At 62.5% G+C, this 17,364-nt stretch carries 17 protein-coding genes; 7 read left to right on the forward strand and 10 right to left on the reverse strand.

The features are described from left to right. The first annotated feature begins 30 nt into the window (after positions 1-30). Both M1L53_RS03120 and M1L53_RS03125 read left to right on the forward strand, forming a co-directional pair. Entirely contained in the window at positions 31-942 is a 912-nt protein-coding gene (locus M1L53_RS03120) for a cation transporter (protein WP_054186474.1), read from the forward strand. A gap of 119 nt (positions 943-1,061) precedes the next feature. Continuing rightward, positions 1,062-2,423, forward strand: a complete 1,362-nt coding sequence (locus tag M1L53_RS03125) for an HNH endonuclease signature motif containing protein (RefSeq protein ID WP_142006275.1) — start codon at positions 1,062-1,064, stop codon at positions 2,421-2,423. Positions 2,424-2,432: 9 nt separating this feature from the next. Here M1L53_RS03125 and M1L53_RS03130 read toward each other — a convergent pair whose 3' ends face one another. Next, positions 2,433-3,281, reverse strand: a complete 849-nt coding sequence (locus M1L53_RS03130; RefSeq protein ID WP_232318970.1) for a hypothetical protein — start codon at positions 3,279-3,281, stop codon at positions 2,433-2,435. Positions 3,282-3,397: 116 nt separating this feature from the next. Beyond that, positions 3,398-4,399, reverse strand: a complete 1,002-nt coding sequence (locus M1L53_RS03135; RefSeq protein ID WP_047272636.1) for a PHP domain-containing protein — start codon at positions 4,397-4,399, stop codon at positions 3,398-3,400. Between the two features lie 60 nt (positions 4,400-4,459). On the opposite strand from M1L53_RS03135, the gene M1L53_RS03140 reads away from it, so the two are divergent. Next, complete coding sequence (locus M1L53_RS03140) at positions 4,460-4,870, forward strand: TIGR03668 family PPOX class F420-dependent oxidoreductase (protein WP_030537452.1); 411 nt, start codon at positions 4,460-4,462, stop codon at positions 4,868-4,870. Between the two features lie 144 nt (positions 4,871-5,014). Next, positions 5,015-5,767 carry a cyclase family protein gene (locus M1L53_RS03145; RefSeq protein WP_172403480.1) on the forward strand — a complete coding sequence of 251 codons (753 nt, stop codon included), beginning with the start codon at positions 5,015-5,017 and terminating at the stop codon, positions 5,765-5,767. Here M1L53_RS03145 and M1L53_RS03150 read toward each other — a convergent pair. The 4 genes from M1L53_RS03150 to M1L53_RS03165 form a co-directional block, all read right to left on the reverse strand. After that, a complete protein-coding gene (locus M1L53_RS03150; RefSeq protein WP_050655896.1) occupies positions 5,756-7,297 on the reverse strand; it encodes a GGDEF domain-containing protein in 1,542 nt (513 codons plus the stop codon). The genes M1L53_RS03145 and M1L53_RS03150 overlap by 12 nt on opposite strands. A 135-nt stretch (positions 7,298-7,432) precedes the next feature. Next, on the reverse strand, positions 7,433-8,323 hold the full coding sequence (locus tag M1L53_RS03155) for a metal ABC transporter permease (protein WP_054186863.1): 891 nt from the start codon (positions 8,321-8,323) through the stop codon (positions 7,433-7,435). Positions 8,324-8,326: 3 nt separating this feature from the next. Then, positions 8,327-9,058, reverse strand: coding sequence for a metal ABC transporter ATP-binding protein (locus M1L53_RS03160; protein WP_054186862.1), 732 nt, complete (start codon positions 9,056-9,058; stop codon positions 8,327-8,329). After that, on the reverse strand, positions 9,055-9,981 hold the full coding sequence (locus M1L53_RS03165) for a metal ABC transporter substrate-binding protein (RefSeq protein WP_054186861.1): 927 nt from the start codon (positions 9,979-9,981) through the stop codon (positions 9,055-9,057). The genes M1L53_RS03160 and M1L53_RS03165 overlap by 4 nt, the downstream gene beginning before the upstream one ends. Before the next feature lie 77 nt (positions 9,982-10,058). Between M1L53_RS03165 and M1L53_RS03170 the strand changes: the two genes are divergently transcribed. The 3 genes from M1L53_RS03170 to M1L53_RS03180 all read left to right on the forward strand — a co-directional run bounded on the left by M1L53_RS03170 (position 10,059) and on the right by M1L53_RS03180 (position 12,685). Next, positions 10,059-10,736 (forward strand): SDR family oxidoreductase, encoded by a 678-nt coding sequence (locus tag M1L53_RS03170; protein ID WP_007729052.1) that lies wholly within the window; start codon positions 10,059-10,061, stop codon positions 10,734-10,736. Positions 10,737-10,874: 138 nt separating this feature from the next. Further along, positions 10,875-11,783, forward strand: coding sequence for a TIGR04222 domain-containing membrane protein (locus tag M1L53_RS03175; RefSeq protein ID WP_054186860.1), 909 nt, complete (start codon positions 10,875-10,877; stop codon positions 11,781-11,783). Then, a complete protein-coding gene (locus tag M1L53_RS03180; protein ID WP_054186859.1) occupies positions 11,780-12,685 on the forward strand; it encodes a TIGR04222 domain-containing membrane protein in 906 nt (301 codons plus the stop codon). The genes M1L53_RS03175 and M1L53_RS03180 overlap by 4 nt, the downstream gene beginning before the upstream one ends. Here the strand turns inward: M1L53_RS03180 and M1L53_RS03185 are convergent. From M1L53_RS03185 to M1L53_RS03200, 4 genes are read right to left on the reverse strand one after another with little or no spacing between them, the layout of a single operon-like run. Next, positions 12,617-13,720, reverse strand: coding sequence for a Glu/Leu/Phe/Val dehydrogenase dimerization domain-containing protein (locus M1L53_RS03185; RefSeq protein WP_054186858.1), 1,104 nt, complete (start codon positions 13,718-13,720; stop codon positions 12,617-12,619). The two genes, M1L53_RS03180 and M1L53_RS03185, sit on opposite strands and share 69 nt — an antisense overlap. Before the next feature lie 24 nt (positions 13,721-13,744). Continuing rightward, positions 13,745-15,139: a dihydrolipoyl dehydrogenase gene (lpdA, locus tag M1L53_RS03190; protein ID WP_232318969.1), complete on the reverse strand. Its 1,395-nt coding sequence runs from the start codon at positions 15,137-15,139 to the stop codon at positions 13,745-13,747. Beyond that, positions 15,139-16,362 (reverse strand): dihydrolipoamide acetyltransferase family protein, encoded by a 1,224-nt coding sequence (locus M1L53_RS03195; protein WP_054186857.1) that lies wholly within the window; start codon positions 16,360-16,362, stop codon positions 15,139-15,141. The genes lpdA and M1L53_RS03195 overlap by 1 nt, the downstream gene beginning before the upstream one ends. Continuing rightward, positions 16,359-17,363, reverse strand: a complete 1,005-nt coding sequence (locus M1L53_RS03200) for an alpha-ketoacid dehydrogenase subunit beta (protein ID WP_054186856.1) — start codon at positions 17,361-17,363, stop codon at positions 16,359-16,361. The genes M1L53_RS03195 and M1L53_RS03200 overlap by 4 nt, the downstream gene beginning before the upstream one ends. Position 17,364: the final 1 nt, after the last annotated feature.

Below are 17,364 nucleotides of genomic sequence, written 5' to 3' on the forward strand. Positions count from 1 at the left end.
ATATCGAAACGGACAGGCGGTTTGGAATTCATGGGCACCAAGGAAGACAGCGCTACCCGCGAACGCAAGGCCCTGCGGTACTCGCTCGTGGTCGCAACGGCGTTGGCTGTGCTCGCCGCATTCTGGGGCTGGATCTCGCAGTCCCAGGTGATCCTGCTCGACGGTGTGTACGCCCTCATCGGAATGGTGTTGACGGCGCTCTCACTGCGGGTCTCGCGGATAGCCGACTCGGGCCCCACCGCACGCTTCCCGTTCGGTAAGGAGGCATTGATCCCGGTCGTCATCGCTGTCCAGGGCATGGCACTACTGGCGACGCTCGCCTACGCCGCAGTCGAGGCAGTTCGTGTCATCCTCGCGGGCGGAGTCGACGTCACCGCGGGGTCTCTGGTGGCATACGGCGCTGTCAGCGCAGTGGTGTCGATCATCATCTGGCGCTACGTCGGACAAGTCGACCGCACATCTGATCTGCTCGTCGCCGAAGCCAGGCAATGGGGAGCGTCGGCTGCCTTCAGCGCGCTGGTCGCAGTCGGTGCTGTCGTCGCAATGATCCTGGGCCGCACCGATTTCTCCGACGCCGACCGATATGTCGACTCCGTCTTGGTCCTCCTCGGCTGCGCGATGCTGGTCCCGCAACCGTACGCACTTCTGCGAACCGCACTGATCGAACTCCTCGAAGGTGCTCCCGGCGAAAACGTTCAGGCCCGCGTGCACGATGCCATCGCCGTCGTCCGCGACGAATTCGGTTTGGACGAACCGACTCTCACCATGAGCAAGGTGGGTCGCAAGCTGTATGTCGAAGCGACGTTCATGGTCGCGCCACACAGCTGGGACATCGACGGTGAAGACGCAGTACGACGCTCGTTCGCCACCAGCCTCGCCGATCTCCCCTACGAACCGTGGCTGAACATCGAACTGACTACAGATCCGGCGCTGATGCTCTAGCGACGGAATCTGCTCTCGAACAACAGAATCACGACGGCCGGGCCCACCTCACCTTCTCGAAAAAGCCCTTGACTCGAAAGTATGTTCGAGTATGATGGAAGGCGGAACGGGGGGTTCTCATGACGATCAACATCACCGACGATGCCGTCACCGACGTGGTCAACAACTCCGCCGTGGGTGTGCGCGGACGATTGTGGCGGCTTCACCCCAGCGACGTCCGCGAGATCGCCATCACCGCGTCAGCGGAAATCCTTCGCCTGGAAGCCATTCGAGTCGCCGCTGTCGACACCCTGACGTTGAACCCGGACGAACAAGTACTCTGCTACCGCGGCACCGGACAATGGCTCGCGAACCACACCATGCTGCAGATCTCCGCCGGCAGAAGAATCGCAGCCCTGGGAAAAGCGCTACGGTCGTTTCCCGAGATCGAAGACCAATTCGATGCCGGTGACCTCACTTTCGAGCACGCAGCACTGATCGTGGCGTTCTGCGAATCCCCACCCAAGGCAATGCCCGACGCCGCACTACCGTACTGCCGCGACACACTCCTCGCCGCAGCATCGGGAACCGAAGCAACCACCGTCAAACTGCGCTACGCCATCAGCGTCCTCGAGCACATGTTCGAATCCGACGACCCACCACCAAGCGAAGACACCGACCGCAACGAACTGCGCATCTCCCCCACCCTCAACGGAAGAGTCGCCGTCCGAGGCGATTTCGACGGAGTGACCGGCGAAATGCTTCTCTCCGCCCTCTCCAACCTCTCCATGCCCACCCCCGCCGAAGACGGCACACCCGACAAACGACCCGCCGCCACACGCAACGCAGACGCCATGGCAGAACTCATCCGACGCTACCTCGACAACGCTGCCACCGGCATCGACGGCGGCCAACGCCCACACCTGAACGTGCACATCAACGCCAAAGACCTGGCCTACCACCGTGAATGCGCCACAACGAGTGATGGCTCAACACCTGTCCCCTCCGAGGACGACGATCCCGGCATGCTCGATCTCGACTTTCACGATCTCGACAAACAAGATCTCGATGTCGGCCACATGCCCTGGATGGGACCACTGAGCGTCGGCCGCACCCGCATGATCGCCTGCGACTGCATGCTCTCCAGCGTCCTCCTCGACGGAAACGGTGCCCCACTCGACGTCACCCCACTCAAAAGGCTTGTCACCGCAGCACAACGAACCGCACTGATCGCCCGAGACAAAGGATGCGCCTTCCCCGGCTGCGACTGCGTCCCCGCCTGGACCGACGCCCACCACATCAAACACTGGGCCAAAGGAGGACCAACCGTCATGGACAACCTGGTCCTACTCTGCCGAACCCACCACACCCTGATGCACCGAAAACCCGGATTCACCGGCAAATGGGAAATCCGAATGGGCACCGATCACCTGCCCTGGTTCATCCCACCACCGGGCATCGACCCCGACCGGAAACCCCTCCGCTCCACCACACGACTCTGAACCCGGAGGTCACCGAGCAAACGCCTCGGTGACCCATTCCGGCGTGCTTCGATAGCCGGAAAGGGCGGCGCGGCGACATCCATCCAACTCCACGCTCACAGGAGTACCACCCGAACCGTCAACCCGTAGGAGGGTTGATGATGCTGTCGCTGTCGCGATCTGATCACAAGGCGGAGCTATAGGAGCATCGGCTATGGCGGCAACCACGTCTCGACTCTCCGCTTCGGACAGGCGAATAACGTCCACGTCTGTCTGAGATTCATGCCGGCACACGGATAGTCCTGCAGCATCAGCGACAGGCGTAGCCAGCTCATTGTCTAGCGGGTCATAGCCTTCGCCTCTCTCGAACTGCTCGCGCGCCTTGTCAACTTCTCTGGCATCTGTCCGGTCGAATTGAACGGCAGACGAGCGATCGCAATTCGCCATCGTCGGAGAAAGACTCAACGAAGTTCGGACACGTTCGACTTCATGCAGAGATCGAAGCGAATCGAGAGGCCCGACTTGAAAGCCGCACGGACTCGACGGCCAGGCCGGAAACATCACTTGTCCGGCGCTGTTGGCCATCCACAGTTTGACGGGAACCAGTTCGCTTGTGACACAACTCGCAACGACATTGTCGGGAAAGCGTTTGGAGTCGACACGATATGCATCCTTGACGGCGGCTACGTCACCTTCGAGTCGAACCATGTCGACGGTTAGCGCTCCGGAGGCATCTTCGCCGACTTCGCAACGAAATACTGCCACTGGATCGAAATCAGATGGAAGATACCCTGTTTCGTGTTTCGGACGCGAATACAGATCGACACCGAACAGGCCCCATGCGACTTCAATTCCGAGACAGTCGGCAGTCTCGAACACCCGAGCCTCAGGAGGTGTGAAGTACACCGAATCTCGCCAGAACGGAGCCGAACAAGCGGTGACCAGGCAAAGCGACGCCACCAACGGCACCGACAGCAGCGCGCGTGCCGAGACCGTCAATTGCCCGCCCACTCCAGAAGGTTGTCGGCGGTCCAGGTATTGATCACCCGATCGGCTTCGACACCGCACTTTTCGGCCCGGTCACAGCCGTAGCCCTGCCAAGCCAGCTGACCGGGGGCATGGGCGTCAGTGTCGATGGAGAAAAGACAATCGAGATCGCGGGCCAACTCGATCAAACGCGAAGGCGGGTCACGACGCTCCGGTCGGGAATTGATCTCAACGGCTGTGCCTGATTCGCGGCAGGCCTCGAACACTTTCTCCGCGTCGAACTGCGACTCGGGCCGGGTTCCGCGAGCACCCTCGACAAGACGCCCGGTGCAGTGTCCGAGAATATCGACACGCGGGTTTCTCACTGCAGCAAGCATTCTGCGGGTCATCGCCTCACGTTCGGACCGCAGCTTGGAGTGGACGCTCGCCACCACGATGTCGAGTTCGTCGAGCAGATCGGGATCCTGGTCGAGTGAACCGTCCTCGAGGATGTCCACCTCGATTCCCGTGAGGATGCGGAAGGGAGCCAGTTCGGCATTCAACCCGGCTATCACGTCGAGTTGAGACCGTAGGCGCTCCGCGGACAGCCCGTTGGCAACTGTGAGGCGAGGCGAATGGTCGGTGAGGGCGCAGTAGTCATGGCCGAGTGCTGCTGCGCGTCGCATCATTTCTTCGATGGGGCTTCCACCATCGGACCAGTCGGAGTGGGTGTGGAGGTCGCCGCGGAGGGCTTGGCGCAATGGGCTGTCGCCGATGGGCTCAGCCTGCCCCCGCAGTTCCTCGAGATACTCGGGGATGCCGTCGTACGACTGAGCGATAATCGTGGCAGTCTTCGGCCCGATGCCGGTGAGGGCCTTCCAACTGTCGGCTTTCCGGCGAGACTCCTTCTGCTCGTCGGACAATCCTGAAAAGACCTCCGCAGCTCGGCGATAGGCCTTGACGCGGTGCGTTTCAGCGCGTGATCGTTCGAGCCAGTAGGCGATCTCCCGAAGCGCTTCATCCGGTTCCATGAGACCACTGTTCCGTCAGCAGCGGCTCGCGGCAACCCTTGATCCCCTTACGCTGTGAATATGGACGACCCGAGAGCACGATTTGAAGCCGCGCGGGTGGCTCACCTGGCAACGGCAGATGCGGCCGGCGTTCCGCACATCGTGCCGCTGGTATTCGTCTTGGTCGGCGGCACCGTCTATTCCTGTGTCGACCACAAACCGAAAACCACGACCGCTCTTCGCAGGCTCCGGAACATCACCGAGACGGGGCGCGCAAGCCTGCTGGTCGATCATTACGACGACGACTGGTCCGCGCTCTGGTGGGTCCGCGTCGACGGACATGCGGAGGTTCTCGACCCCGGCACCAAGGAGTCCGAGAGCGCGATCGATGCTTTGGCCGCAAAGTATCCGCAGTACGTAGATCACCGACCGCACGGACAGGTCATAGCTGTCCGCGATGTGGAGTGGTCGTCGTGGTCCGCAGCAGCCTAAGGTTCTGTCCTAGTGTTCAAGGAGCGAAAGTGATTGCAACACTCTCAATTCGGACAAATTGGCGGGGGATCGGTGAAACGACGGCAGTTACTTCAGCGCGCAGCCACAGGTCTGGCGCTGGTAGCGGGACCTCAGGTGATCGACATGGGTAGCAGTTCCGGAAGCAGTCAAGACGCAACAAGCCCGTTGAACGAACAGTTGTCGGTTGTTTCGCTCTCACACGTGAACGACCCGGCGACGACACCGGTTTTTCCAGGCGACCCCGAGTTCACTCTCGACACAGCGGCCACCATCGCAAACGACGGCTACTACCTCCAGTACGTCAAGGAAGGTGAGCACACGGGCACGCATTGGGGCGCACCCGCACACTTCCAGGAAGGCGGCCTCACAGCCGACCAACTCGATCCGGCGGACCTCTTCCTCCCCGCAGTGAAGATCGACATCCGGGACAAGGCTGCCGCCGATTCGGACTATGCGCTCACGGTCGCAGACCTGCAGGAATGGGAAACGCGCAACGGCAAGATCCCCGATGGAGCGGCCGTAGTTCTCTGGACCGGGTGGGAATCGCGCTGGGGTAGCGAAGAATATGCCAACTCCGATGCCGAGGGCGTCACCCACCAGCCCGGCTTCTCGGTGGACGCGGCGCGGTGGCTGATAGACACCGGCCGTTTGGGCACCCGCGGAGCATTGGGAACCGACACGTTCGGTCCCGACCTCGGAAACGACGAAACCTACCCCGTCTCGACAATCCTGTACGACAAGCATCGAATCAGCCTGGAGAACTTGAACAATCTTGCCGCCCTGCCAACCACCGGGGCTAGCATCCTTGTCGGTGGTGCGATCAACAAGGCCGGATCGGGTTCACCGGCAACGATTTTCGCACTACTACGGCGATAACCATTTGCGGCGGTCGCCGTAGACAACGACAGCGCCCTTCCCACTTCTCTTCGCCTCGTACATCGCTGCATCGGCTCGGCGGAGAAGAGCGTGTGCACTCAGCGGCTCGTCGGCTAACTCGAACTGCGCGACACCAACGCTCGCACCCACCGACACCGATGTGTCTGCAGTCTGATCGGACCTGAGCGCGTCGACGATCCGGCGAGCCACGACGACGGCGTCGTCGATCGTGCCCTGCAGGAGCACTGTGAACTCGTCGCCACCGAATCGAGCGACAAACGCACCCTCGGGAACCGCTTCGCGCAGACGTGCTGTGAGAGCAACCAGTAACCGGTCGCCGGCCGGGTGCCCGTATCGATCGTTGATCTGTTTGAAGTCGTCCAGATCGACAAGCATCAGCACCCAATCGGAGTTCGTCTGGCGATAGTCGTCGATGGCGCTCGCAAAGTGTTCGTCGAACGCGGCCCGGTTTGCAAGCTCGGTGAGTGGGTCGTGATGTGCTCGGTACCTCAGCTCGTCCTGGGCAGCGGAGATCTGTTGGAGGAGCGCGTCGTTCTCGAGGAGCGTGAGTATTTGGCGCACCAGCGCGAGAACCAACACGCCGACGCCGAGTATCACGACCACGGCATCGAGGTTGCCGACGATCAGCGCCTGAACAGTCACGATCGTCGCGATCACCGCGATCAACAGATACGGCAGCAGCAACTGAGTCCGATCGCTTCGCCACTGCTGCGGCGCGTTGCGGTTCCGAGGCTCGGTTCGCTTCGTCAGCGCCGCCAAGGCGATCAACGGCGGCCCCGCGATGAACCCGGCATCGGCGATCGTCGGCATACTCTCGGCGCCGATCGCCACCAAGTACGCGTACAGGCTGTCCGATAGGGAGAGCATCACCAACCCGCACCCGAGGAACGTCAGCGGTTCACGGATCTCTGCTACGGCCTTCGGTCCGATGACCATCAGCAAGACCATGGCGATCAGAACGAAGTCGGTGATCGGATACATCACCGCGACAAGAAACCCGAGAGATCCCGTCGGACCGGTATGAACGACGGCGCCCAGGGCCGTCGTCCACGTGAGGATGAACAATCCACCGACAACGACAAGACCGTCGAGCGTCAGCACGAGCCAGAGATGGATCGGACCGATCGCCTCACGCCGGGGCGACTGACGCACCAACGACAGAAGCGCCGGCACGGCGAACACCGGGAACATGAAGAAACCGATATCCGCGATCGACGGCGACGGAAGTGGAACGTGGAGAACCGAGCGGTAGAACGCCCAGAAGAACATCCCGAGAGTCCAGCCGGCCATACCCAGAGCCATCAGAGTTCGCCAACGACGCTCGACGCCGTGATAGCGCCGCGATGTCCACCAACAGACCGCAGTTGCGGTGGCTCCGCCGACGAGCTGGGCGATATCGTCCACCAGAACCGAAGTTCGTGGGCTGAGCAGCCCGGATCCGGCGAGAGCGATGACCGCGACAACGACGCCGAGAACCAGCCACGTGCGTCGCGCTCGGAACTGCGTCATCGAAGAACCCATCGGTGTTCAAGGCGTCACCACCGATCGTCTTGCAGCCGGCATCGTTGCGGCCGGAATGTTGTGGTGACGAATGCCCGTACGAACCTACCCGATTTGGTAGCGGATTGTTAACTGGACGAACGATCAGGAAGGCTCGTACGCCGCGGCGTTGTATTCCGCTCGGGTCCTACGCCGCTGCGAAGTCCATTTCGCGATCACCCCTTGCGAGGGGCTGAACAGGTACACCAGAGCGAACACGATGCCCTGCGTCATGACGACCATGCCACCGGAAGCCGTGTCGAGGTAGTAGCTGACGTAGATACCGGTAATCGCGCAGACTGCGGAAACGACAGGAGCTATCACCAGCATCCGCGAAAACTTGTCGGTGAGGAGGTAGGCCGTCGCGCCGGGGATGATCAGCATCGCCACCACCAGCACGACGCCGACGGCTTGCAACGCCACAACGGACGTGAGTGCGAGGACGCCGAGTAGCAGCGCACCCAGGCGCTTGGGCGAAAGACCTATCGCGTTCGCATGGATCGGGTCGAAGGCGAACAACGTCAGATCACGACGCTTGATCAACAGAATGCTCAACGCCAACGCGCCGAGTATCGCGACCTGCAGAAGATCGGACGAGCTCACCCCCAGCAGGTTGCCGAAAATGATGTGGTTGAGATCGGTCTGGCTGGGGGTCACCGAGATGAGAACCAAACCGAACGCAAAGAGAGTCGTGAAGACGATACCGATCGCGGCGTCTTCCTTGACGCGACTGGTGTTACGGATCAGTCCGATCAGCGCTACGGCGATCAACCCGAAGATCAAGGCCCCGATAGCAAATGGTGCGCCGACGACGTAAGCGAGGACAACACCCGGCAGCACGGCGTGCGAGACGGCGTCGCCCATCAACGACCACCCGATGAGCACCAACCAACAACTGAGCACCGCGCAGACAACCGCTGCCACAACCGCAACGGCCAACGCGCGCACCATGAATCCGTACTGGAGAGGATCAAGTAGCAGTTCTACGAGGTTCATCGATCAGGTCCTGTCCATCACGTCGAGACCGAAAGCCAGGGCGAGGTTTTCCGGTTGCAGCACGGTGTCCGGGTCGGAATGCACCAGGACCTTGCGCATGAGCAGTACCGCCTCGTCGCAGAGTTTCGGCACAGCGTGGAGATCGTGGGTCGAGACCAAGATCGACCGGCCGTCGGAAGCCAACTCTCGTAGCAGCATCGAAATCGTTGCCTCGGAACGCTTGTCGACGCCCGCAAACGGCTCGTCCAGCAACAGTATCGACGCGTCCTGAGCGATGCCGCGTGCGACGAACGCGCGCTTCTTCTGACCACCCGAGAGCTGACCGATCTGACGATCCGCAAATTCGGTGAGTTCCACCCGCTCGAGGGCCTCTGCCACCGCCTCGCGATCTGCACGTCGCGGACGTCGCAAGAATCCGAGGTGGCCGTACCTGCCCATCATCACGACGTCACGGACGCTGATCGGGAAGGTCCAGTCGACGTCTTCACTCTGCGGCACGTATCCGACGCGGCCGCTCTTGCGCGCAGTGGCTGCGTCGAGACCGGCGATTCTGACAGAACCGTTGTCCGGCTTGATCATCCCCATGATCACTTTGAACAGAGTCGACTTTCCCGAACCGTTCATACCGATCAGTCCGCAGACGCTACCCGAGTTCAACGTCAGATCGACGTGGTCCAGTGCGTGGACCTCGCCGTAGTGAACGCTGACGTTTTCGACGCGAATGGCTTCGTTCATGATTTACCGCCGGTCAGACCGCCGAGGATGACGTCGGTGTCGTGGCGAATCATGTCCAGGTAGGTGGGCACGGGACCGTCGGCTTCGGACAGCGAATCGACGTACAGCGTTCCGCCGAACTTCGCGCCGGTCGCCCCGACAACCTGCTGCATGGGGGCATCCGAGACCGTCGACTCGCAGAAGACGGCAGGAACAGAATTGGCTCGGACGAAGTCGATCGCGGCGATGATCTGCTGCGGCGTCGCCTGCTGCTCGGCATTGACCGGCCAGATATACGCCTCGCTGAGTCCCGCGTCCCTGGCCAGATAGGAGAACGCACCCTCGCAACTGACAAGTGCGCGCTGACCTGCGGGCAATGCCGCCAGGCCGCTGACCAGGCCGTCCTGCACTGCTTGCAGTTCCGCCTTGTACTTCGCGCCGTTCTCCGCAAATGCCGAGGCGTTGTCCGGGTCGAGGTCGCCGAAAGCAGTCACCATGTTGTCGACGTAGATCTGCGTATTCAACGGAGACATCCATGCATGCGGATTGGGCTTGCCCGCATACGCGTCGCCGGCGATCGGAATGCCTTCGACGCCGTCGCTGACCACGACGTGTGGCACGTCCAGTCCGTTGACGAATTTCGCGAACCACGCCTCGAGGTTCATGCCGTTGTCGAGGATCAGATCGGCTTCGCTCGCCCGCCGAATGTCTCCGGGCGTCGGCTCGTAGCCGTGAATTTCGGCCCCCGCCTTGGTGATCGACTCGACGCGAAGATGATCGCCGGCAACGTTCTGGGCGATGTCCGACAGCACGGTGAACGTGGTGAGCACCACCGGGCGGTCGTCGTCGGAGCCAGAACTCACCGCAGAACAGCTGGACAGAAGCAGGGCGGCGAGGGCGGCAATTCCCAGGCGGCGGAAGTTCTTCGCGTCGCGTGTCGTCATGGTCGAACTCTAATATGTGGGTAAACAAATACACAAGTTCGTATGGCCGAACAATCCTCACTCGATAGGCTCGCACCATGCGTCCTACTGCTTTGATCACCGGTTCCAGTCGCGGCCTCGGAGCTGCCATCGCACGCGAACTGGCGCCGACACACGACCTGCTGCTCGGTGCACGATCCGCACAGGCCCTCGAGCCGATCTGCGCCGAACTGCCCGGATCGACGCCCCTACCCCTCGACCTCACGGACTACGACGCCGTCGCCGCCGCCGCCTCGTCCATCACGACGCTCGACGTGCTGGTACACAACGCCGGCGTGGCCGACATCGGAACCATCGAGGAATCCTCGGTCGATCAGTGGCGACGCACCCTCGAGGCAAACGTCATCGCCGTCGCCGAACTCACGCGGGTTCTCCTGCCCGCGCTTCGTGCGGCTGGAGGTCACGTCGTGCTGATCAATTCGGGTGCTGGACTGCGCGCCAACGCCGGTTGGGGCTCGTATGCGGCCAGCAAGTTCGCCCTGCGCGCTTTCGGAGATGCGTTGCGCCTGGAAGAGCCGGCACTTCGGGTCACCTCCATTCACCCCGGACGGATCGACACCGACATGCAGCGCGACATCGTCGCGGGTGAGGGCGACGAGTACGACCCGGAGCGCTTCCTGAAAGCCTCCACTGTGGCGCGTGCCGTACTCACTGCCGTCGAAACACCGTCCGACGCACACCCCACGGAGATCGTGCTTCGACCTACCGGCCGGTAAATCCCCAGTTCGGCGGTAACGGAATGGTGACGATGGCCATCCGGATATCGCTTTTCCGGGCACTGGCCCGATACTGACATCAGTTGTCGGACAAAGAGACTGGACTTGTCTCAGGAGTTCATCGAGAGGTGGTGTGCGATGCATGATCATACGGATACATGGGGGATCCCCAGCCAGACTTTCCTTCAGTGGTACCTGGTGGCGGCTGCCGTCGCGATCGGACTCTCGCTGTACAGCCGAATGACTGCGCGCCGGTCACCGGTGGTCGTCGACGCTGTCCGTCGGCCGCTCACTCCTCCCGAGATCGGTGCCTTGACCAGTGACTACCAAGCGGTGCTGGCGTCGATGGCTATTCTGCGCAGCGCCGAGCTGATCAGCACCGAAGGCAAGACCAAGCTGGCACTCACTGCGGAGGACAAGAATCGTCTCGACTGGTTCACCCGTACGGTGCACAAGCGGCTCGGCAACGGAAAGGTCCCGCTGCGGCAGGTGCGTCTGATGGGACGGCTGAACATCGCACTCGCACAACTACGTACGACGTTGATCGACGAGGGATATTTGCAACGCCAGCAGGACGGTCTGACCGCTGCCCTTCGGACCGTTCCGATCGTGGCGGTAATTGCTCTCGGCTTGGTCCGTCTCGTCGCCGGAATCGCCGGCGGTAAGCCGGTCGGGTTCCTGCTCCTCACCATCATCGTTCTCGCTCTGATGATTCCACTTCTTCGCATCAAGCGTCGTCGGACAGCTTTGGGAGACAGCGAGCTTCGACGACTCAAGCACGAAAACTCGTACCTCTCACCGAAACTGCGGCCCGCGTACACGAGCTACGGTCCCTCGCTCGCCGGGCTCTCGGCGGCGCTCTTCGGTGCGGGCGCTCTGGTTCTGATCGATCCGGCGCTGGCGGGAGCGGTAGCTGCGGGCGCCGCGTACAGCCCGGGTGGCGGAAGTTCGAGCTACTACAGTTGTGGCTCCTCATCCGGATCATCCGGTTCGGACGGCGGTGGCGGCAGTGGGAGCAGTTGCGGCGGCGGGGGGTGTGGGGGATGAGCACGCATGCAGCCGACACTTGGGGGATCCCCAGCGAGGATTTCCTCTACGGCTACATAGCCGTTTCGGCCACGCTCATGGTTCTCACTCTGGGGTGGCGTCTGATGATCCGGGCACCCCGGCACGGGTACTCAACCGAGCACGGGTATTCCGCCGAGCAACTGACGCCTCCGGAAGTCGGAATGCTCACCGGCGAGTCACGCGCCATCGCAGCATCATTGGCAATCCTGCGTAGCGCTGACCTGATCACCACCGACGGCGCTGTCCTGCGCCCGTTGGGCCCTGGCGACGAGACCCTGGACTGGTACACCCTCACCGTGTACCAGCGCCTGGCCCAGCAGGCTCTACCCCATCGTCGGCGCCAACTCGCCGAGCGTATGACGGTGGAAACAGCTCGCCTACGAAACTCTTTGGCGGACCGGGGATACCTGACCTCCGACAGCGCCAGGCGTTCAATCTTTCTCTCCACAGTTCCGCTGAAGATCCTGGTGGCCGTGGGTATCGTCCGCATTACTTTCGGACTGCACAACGACAAGCCCGTCGAGTTTCTGATTCTCGCCGTACTCGTCACCGGGTTCAGCATCCCGCTGCTCGGGCTCAACTTCGATCGAACCACCTCTGGCAAGGCGGCACGTTCGGAACTGACCACGGCACACGCCTACCTGTCCCCGCGCAACAAGCCTGCCTTCTCCGCCTACGGACCACGTTTGGCGGGAACGTCCGCCGCTCTCTTCGCCGGTTCGGCGATGCTGATGATCAATCCCGCCTTGGCCTCCGCCGCCGGAATCGGTGCCGACGGCAGCGGAAGTAGCGGGGGTTCGGACGGTGGCGGTTCAGGCGGGGGAGGCAGCAGCTGCAGCGGGGGCGGCGGATGTGGCGGCGGCGGTGGATGCGGGGGATAGCCGCGCCCGGGCGAGCATAAGCGCTGCGGCCTCGGTAGTGATGCCACGTTCCTCGCTCAACGAGTACACCTCGTCCAAGGTTCGACCGATCCCGCGGGTTCGTTCGACGACGTAGTCTTCGTTCCACCCCAGGACTTCTCGCCCCACGAGGTGAAAGGCTCCGCCTGCGTTCGCGACGAAATCAGGGGCACAGAGAACCCCGCGGTCTCGCAGAACCTCACCGGCAGCGGCATCGGTCAAGATGTTGTTTGCTGCGCCCGCCACGGCCAGAGTCGGAATCGACGCAGCCGCAGCGAAATCGATGATGCCTCCCATCGCGCAGGGGGCAAAGAGGTCACACGGTGTTCGGAGGACCTCGCCGGCAGGAACGACCGTGTGCCCCGCGAGAGAAGCCGCCTCGAGGCGCTGCGGGTCCGTATCGGCAACCAGCAGACGTGCGCCAGCCTGCGCTGCGAGACGGACGACGTCGCCGCCGACGGCGCCGAGCCCCTGTACCAGTACCGTTCGGCCGTCGAGTGTTCCGAGTCCTCGGCGACGCGCCGTGGCCTTCATCGCTTCGAACACACCCAGAGCGGTGGCGTGCGCGCTGGAACCGGCGCCACCGTTGCCGACCGAACGCCCGAAGACGTATTTGGTGGTGCGGCTGAGCTGATCCATGTCGGAAGAGTTGGTGTTGACGTCGGGACCGGTCCAGTAGTTTCCTTCGAGCTTGTCGATGTTCTCGGCGTGGATGCCGAGGATACGAGACCAGGTTGCGGCGTCGATCTGATTGCGCGGTGCTGGCAGTGCGATCACCGACTTCCCGCCACCCATCGGCAGGTCGGAGACAGCCATCTTCAAAGTCATTGCACCGGCGAGCTTCCCGGCGTCCGCCAGAGCGTGGCCGATCGAGGGATAGTGAGCGGCCCGCGTGCCACCCGACGCCGGTCCCAGACGGGTGGAGTCGATTCGAATCACGAAAGTCGTGCCGGTCTCCCGATCATGGCGAGTGACGGTCAGTTCACCGTCCCAGCGCAGTTCGTCGTCGATACTCATTGAATCTCCTTTTCTGTCTCCGGGTCAGTTGTGGGCGTGCAGTGGTGTTCCCGCGAGTGCGAGCATGGCCTCGCCCAACGCTTCGTTCTGACTGGGGTGCGCGTGGATGAAACGCCCCACTTCATCGGGAAGTGCTTCCCAGGCAACGGCCAACTGCGCCTCACCGATCAGTTCGCCGACGCGGTCTCCCACCAGGTGAACTCCGACAACAGGGCCTTTCGTTCCGCTTCGAATCACTTTGATTCCGCCGGTAGTTCGCAGGATCTGACTCTTGCCGTTACCTGCCAGGTCGTAGATGACGGTGGAGACGTCGGCGTACTGCGTGCGCGCCACCTCTTCGCCGAGCCCGACCGATGCAACTTCGGGATGTGAGTACGTCACGCGAGGAATCAGGTGTTCGGCGACCGGTATCGGATCCTTGCCGGCAATCTGTTCGGCCACAAAGATTCCTTGTTGGAAACCTCGGTGCGCCAACGCAAGACCGGGCACGATGTCGCCGACCGCGTACACACCGTCCACGGACGTACGGAGGCGTTCGTCGGTGACGACAAATCCCTTGTCGAGGCTGATTCCGTTTTCTTCGAAACCGTTACCGTCCGTGCGAGGTCCGCGGCCGACGGCGACCAACAGTAGGTCGGTGTCGAGTTTCGTTCCGTCGCTAAGTTCGATGCGGACGGAATCGGCTGCTTCTTTCGCGGAATTGACCTTTGTGTCTGTCTTACAGACGATTCCACGTTTCCGGTATGCCCGCTCCAGCTGCTTCGACGACCACGGATCCTCGGCGGCGATCAGTCGGGGGAGTGCCTCGACGATCGTTACTTCGGCGCCGAACGAGCGCCAGAGGCTTGCGAACTCGATGCCGATGCCACCGCCACCGAGTACCGTTGCGCTGGTGGGCACCCGGTCGAGTTCGAGTGCCTGGTCGCTGGTGACGATCCGTCGGCCGAGTTCGATGCCGGGGAGTTCCCGCGGATACGAGCCGGTGGCCAGAACGAGTGATGTTCCGGTGTAGAGGGTTCCGTCGACGTCGATGCTTCGCCCACCGACGTACGTCCCGTATCCGTTGACGATGGTGATCTTGTGTTGCGCCAACAAGCCTTGCAGACCGCTGTACAGCCGCTCGACTGTCCCGTTCTTGTAGTCGTGCACCTGCGCGACGTCGATGCCGGCAAAAGATGCCCGGACTCCGAATTGCTCGCTGGTGCGTGCCGAGTCGGCCACCTCGGCGGAATGCAGCAGCGCCTTGGTCGGGATGCATCCGCGGTGCAGGCACGTTCCGCCGACCTTGTCCGCTTCGATCAGCGTGACCGACAATCCGAGTTGGGCGGCGCGGATGGCGCAGGCATAGCCGCCCGATCCTCCACCGAGGATCACGACGTCGCTGTGGGGTTCTGCAGTTGTCATCGGAGCCTTGGTCATCAGAGCCTTCCCAGGACGCGGATCGGGTTCTCGATGTAGTCACCGAACAGCCTCAGGAATCCGCCGGCCTCGCCCCCGTCACAGACGCGGTGGTCGAAGCTCAACGAGATCTGAGTGACCTTACGAACGGTCAACTCGCCGTTCACGACCCACGGCTTGTCGATGATGCGTCCGATCCCCAGAATTGCCGCCTCGGGGTGATTGATAATCGGAGTCGATCCGTCGACCCCGAATACCCCGTAGTTGTTGAGCGTGAACGTGCCGCCGGTCAGGCGGGCGGGTTCGAGCTTGCCGTCGCGGGCAAGGTCGGTGGTCACCCGAAGTGCCTGTGCGAGTTCGGCAGTGCTCAGCGAATCGGCATTACGAATGACCGGTACCATCAATCCTTTCGGTGTCTGCGCGGCGATGCCCAAGTGGGTGCGGGCGTGTCGGACGATCTCACCTCGAGCCGTGTCGACCGACGAGTTCAGTTCGGGGTACTGCGCCAACGCGGCGGTGGTCAGCCGAGCCAGGAGCGCCATCAGGCTGATCTTGTCGGAATCGGGCAGTGACTTGTTGATCTCGGCTCGCGCCGCCAACAGTTCGGTGGCGTCGACGTCGACCCAGGTTGTCGCGTCAGGGATCTCGCGGCGGCTGGTGGACAGCTTGTCGGCAACTACCTTGCGTAGCCCCTTGATCGGAATTCTTTGGTCGGTCACGTGTGACGTTTCCGTTTCCGGGCCGAAGTTTGCCCCGGCCTCGACGTCGGCGCGCGTGATGACTCCGCCAGCGCCCGATCCGGAAATCGTGGCTAGGTCGATACTGTTGTCAGAGGCCAGTTTACGAACAATCGGCGAGATCACACGTACCGACGGAGCAGCTCTGCGGCGGCGCAGAGGAGCATCCTCGCTGGTGCCGTAGCCGATCAGGACGTTGCCCGAACCGGCGCGTTCCTCTTCGCGGTAGCGCTCGTGGTTGGCCGAAACGACCGCGTCGACACTCTCGCCACCACTCACAGTGATCAACGGAGTGCCCACCTTCAGGGTGTCTCCGCCCTTGCCGTGCAGTTCGATCACGGTCCCGGCGAACGGGATGGGCACATCCACAGCAGCTTTCGCAGTTTCCACCTCGACGACGATCTGATCGATGGTGACCACGTCGCCGACCTTGACGTGCCACTCCGCGATGTCGGCCTCCGCCAGACCTTCACCCAGATCGGGGAGCATGAAAACCTGATTGCTCATGCCGTCACCGCCCAACGGGTGTCGGGAGTGTCGTTCCACTGCAGACGGTCGACGGCGTCCAGGACACGGTCGACGCTGGGCAGGTGGTGACGCTCGAGCTTGGGAGCGGGGTAGGGGATGTCGAAGCCGCTGACCCGGAGCACCGGGGCATGGAGATGGTGGAAACACCGTTCCTGCACGCGGGCAGCAATTTCTGCACCCACACCGGCAAAACCCTGCGCTTCCTGGATGACGATGCAGCGTCCGGTCTTTCGCACCGATGCGGTGACCGTCTCGTCGTCGAACGGCACTATCGAGCGGATGTCGATCACCTCGATGTCCCGGCCCTCGGCTGCAGCGGCCTCGGCGGACCTCAGTGCAACATCCACGGACGGACCGTAGGCGATGAGCGTCGCGTCACGACCGGGGCGACGGACGACGGCGCGACCGATCGGCTCACGTGCGGTCAGTTCGACATCTGCTCGCGCGAAGTACAGCTTCTTGGGCTCGAGGAAGATCACGGGGTCGGGGTCCTCGATTGCCGAACGTAGCAGCGAGTACGCATCTTCCACCGTGGACGGCGCCACAACCTTCAGTCCGGGTGTGTGCGCGTAGTAGCCCTCACTGGAATCACAGTGATGCTCCACCCCGCCGATACCGCCGGCAAAAGGAACACGAATGACTATCGGAATCGACAGCGCGCCCTTGGTGCGGTTGCGGATCTTCGCCACATGGGAGGCGATCTGCTCGAACGCCGGATAGGCAAACGCGTCGAACTGCATTTCCACGACCGGACGAAAACCGGCCATGGCCATGCCGATTGCGAATCCGATGATGCCGGACTCGGCGAGGGGAGTGTCGAAGCATCGGTCGTCGCCGAAGTCGCGGGTGAGGCCGTCGGTGACGCGGAAAACGCCGCCCAGGGTGCCGACGTCCTCACCGAAGACGACAACGTTGTCGTCCGCAGCCAGAGAGTCGCGTAGCGCGGTGTTGAGGGCCTGAGCCATCGTGAGCATGGGCATG

It is taken from the genome of Rhodococcus sp. T9N (assembly GCF_024436645.1).
In the GTDB taxonomy this organism is placed as follows: Bacteria; Actinomycetota; Actinomycetes; order Mycobacteriales; family Mycobacteriaceae; genus Rhodococcus_F; species Rhodococcus_F qingshengii.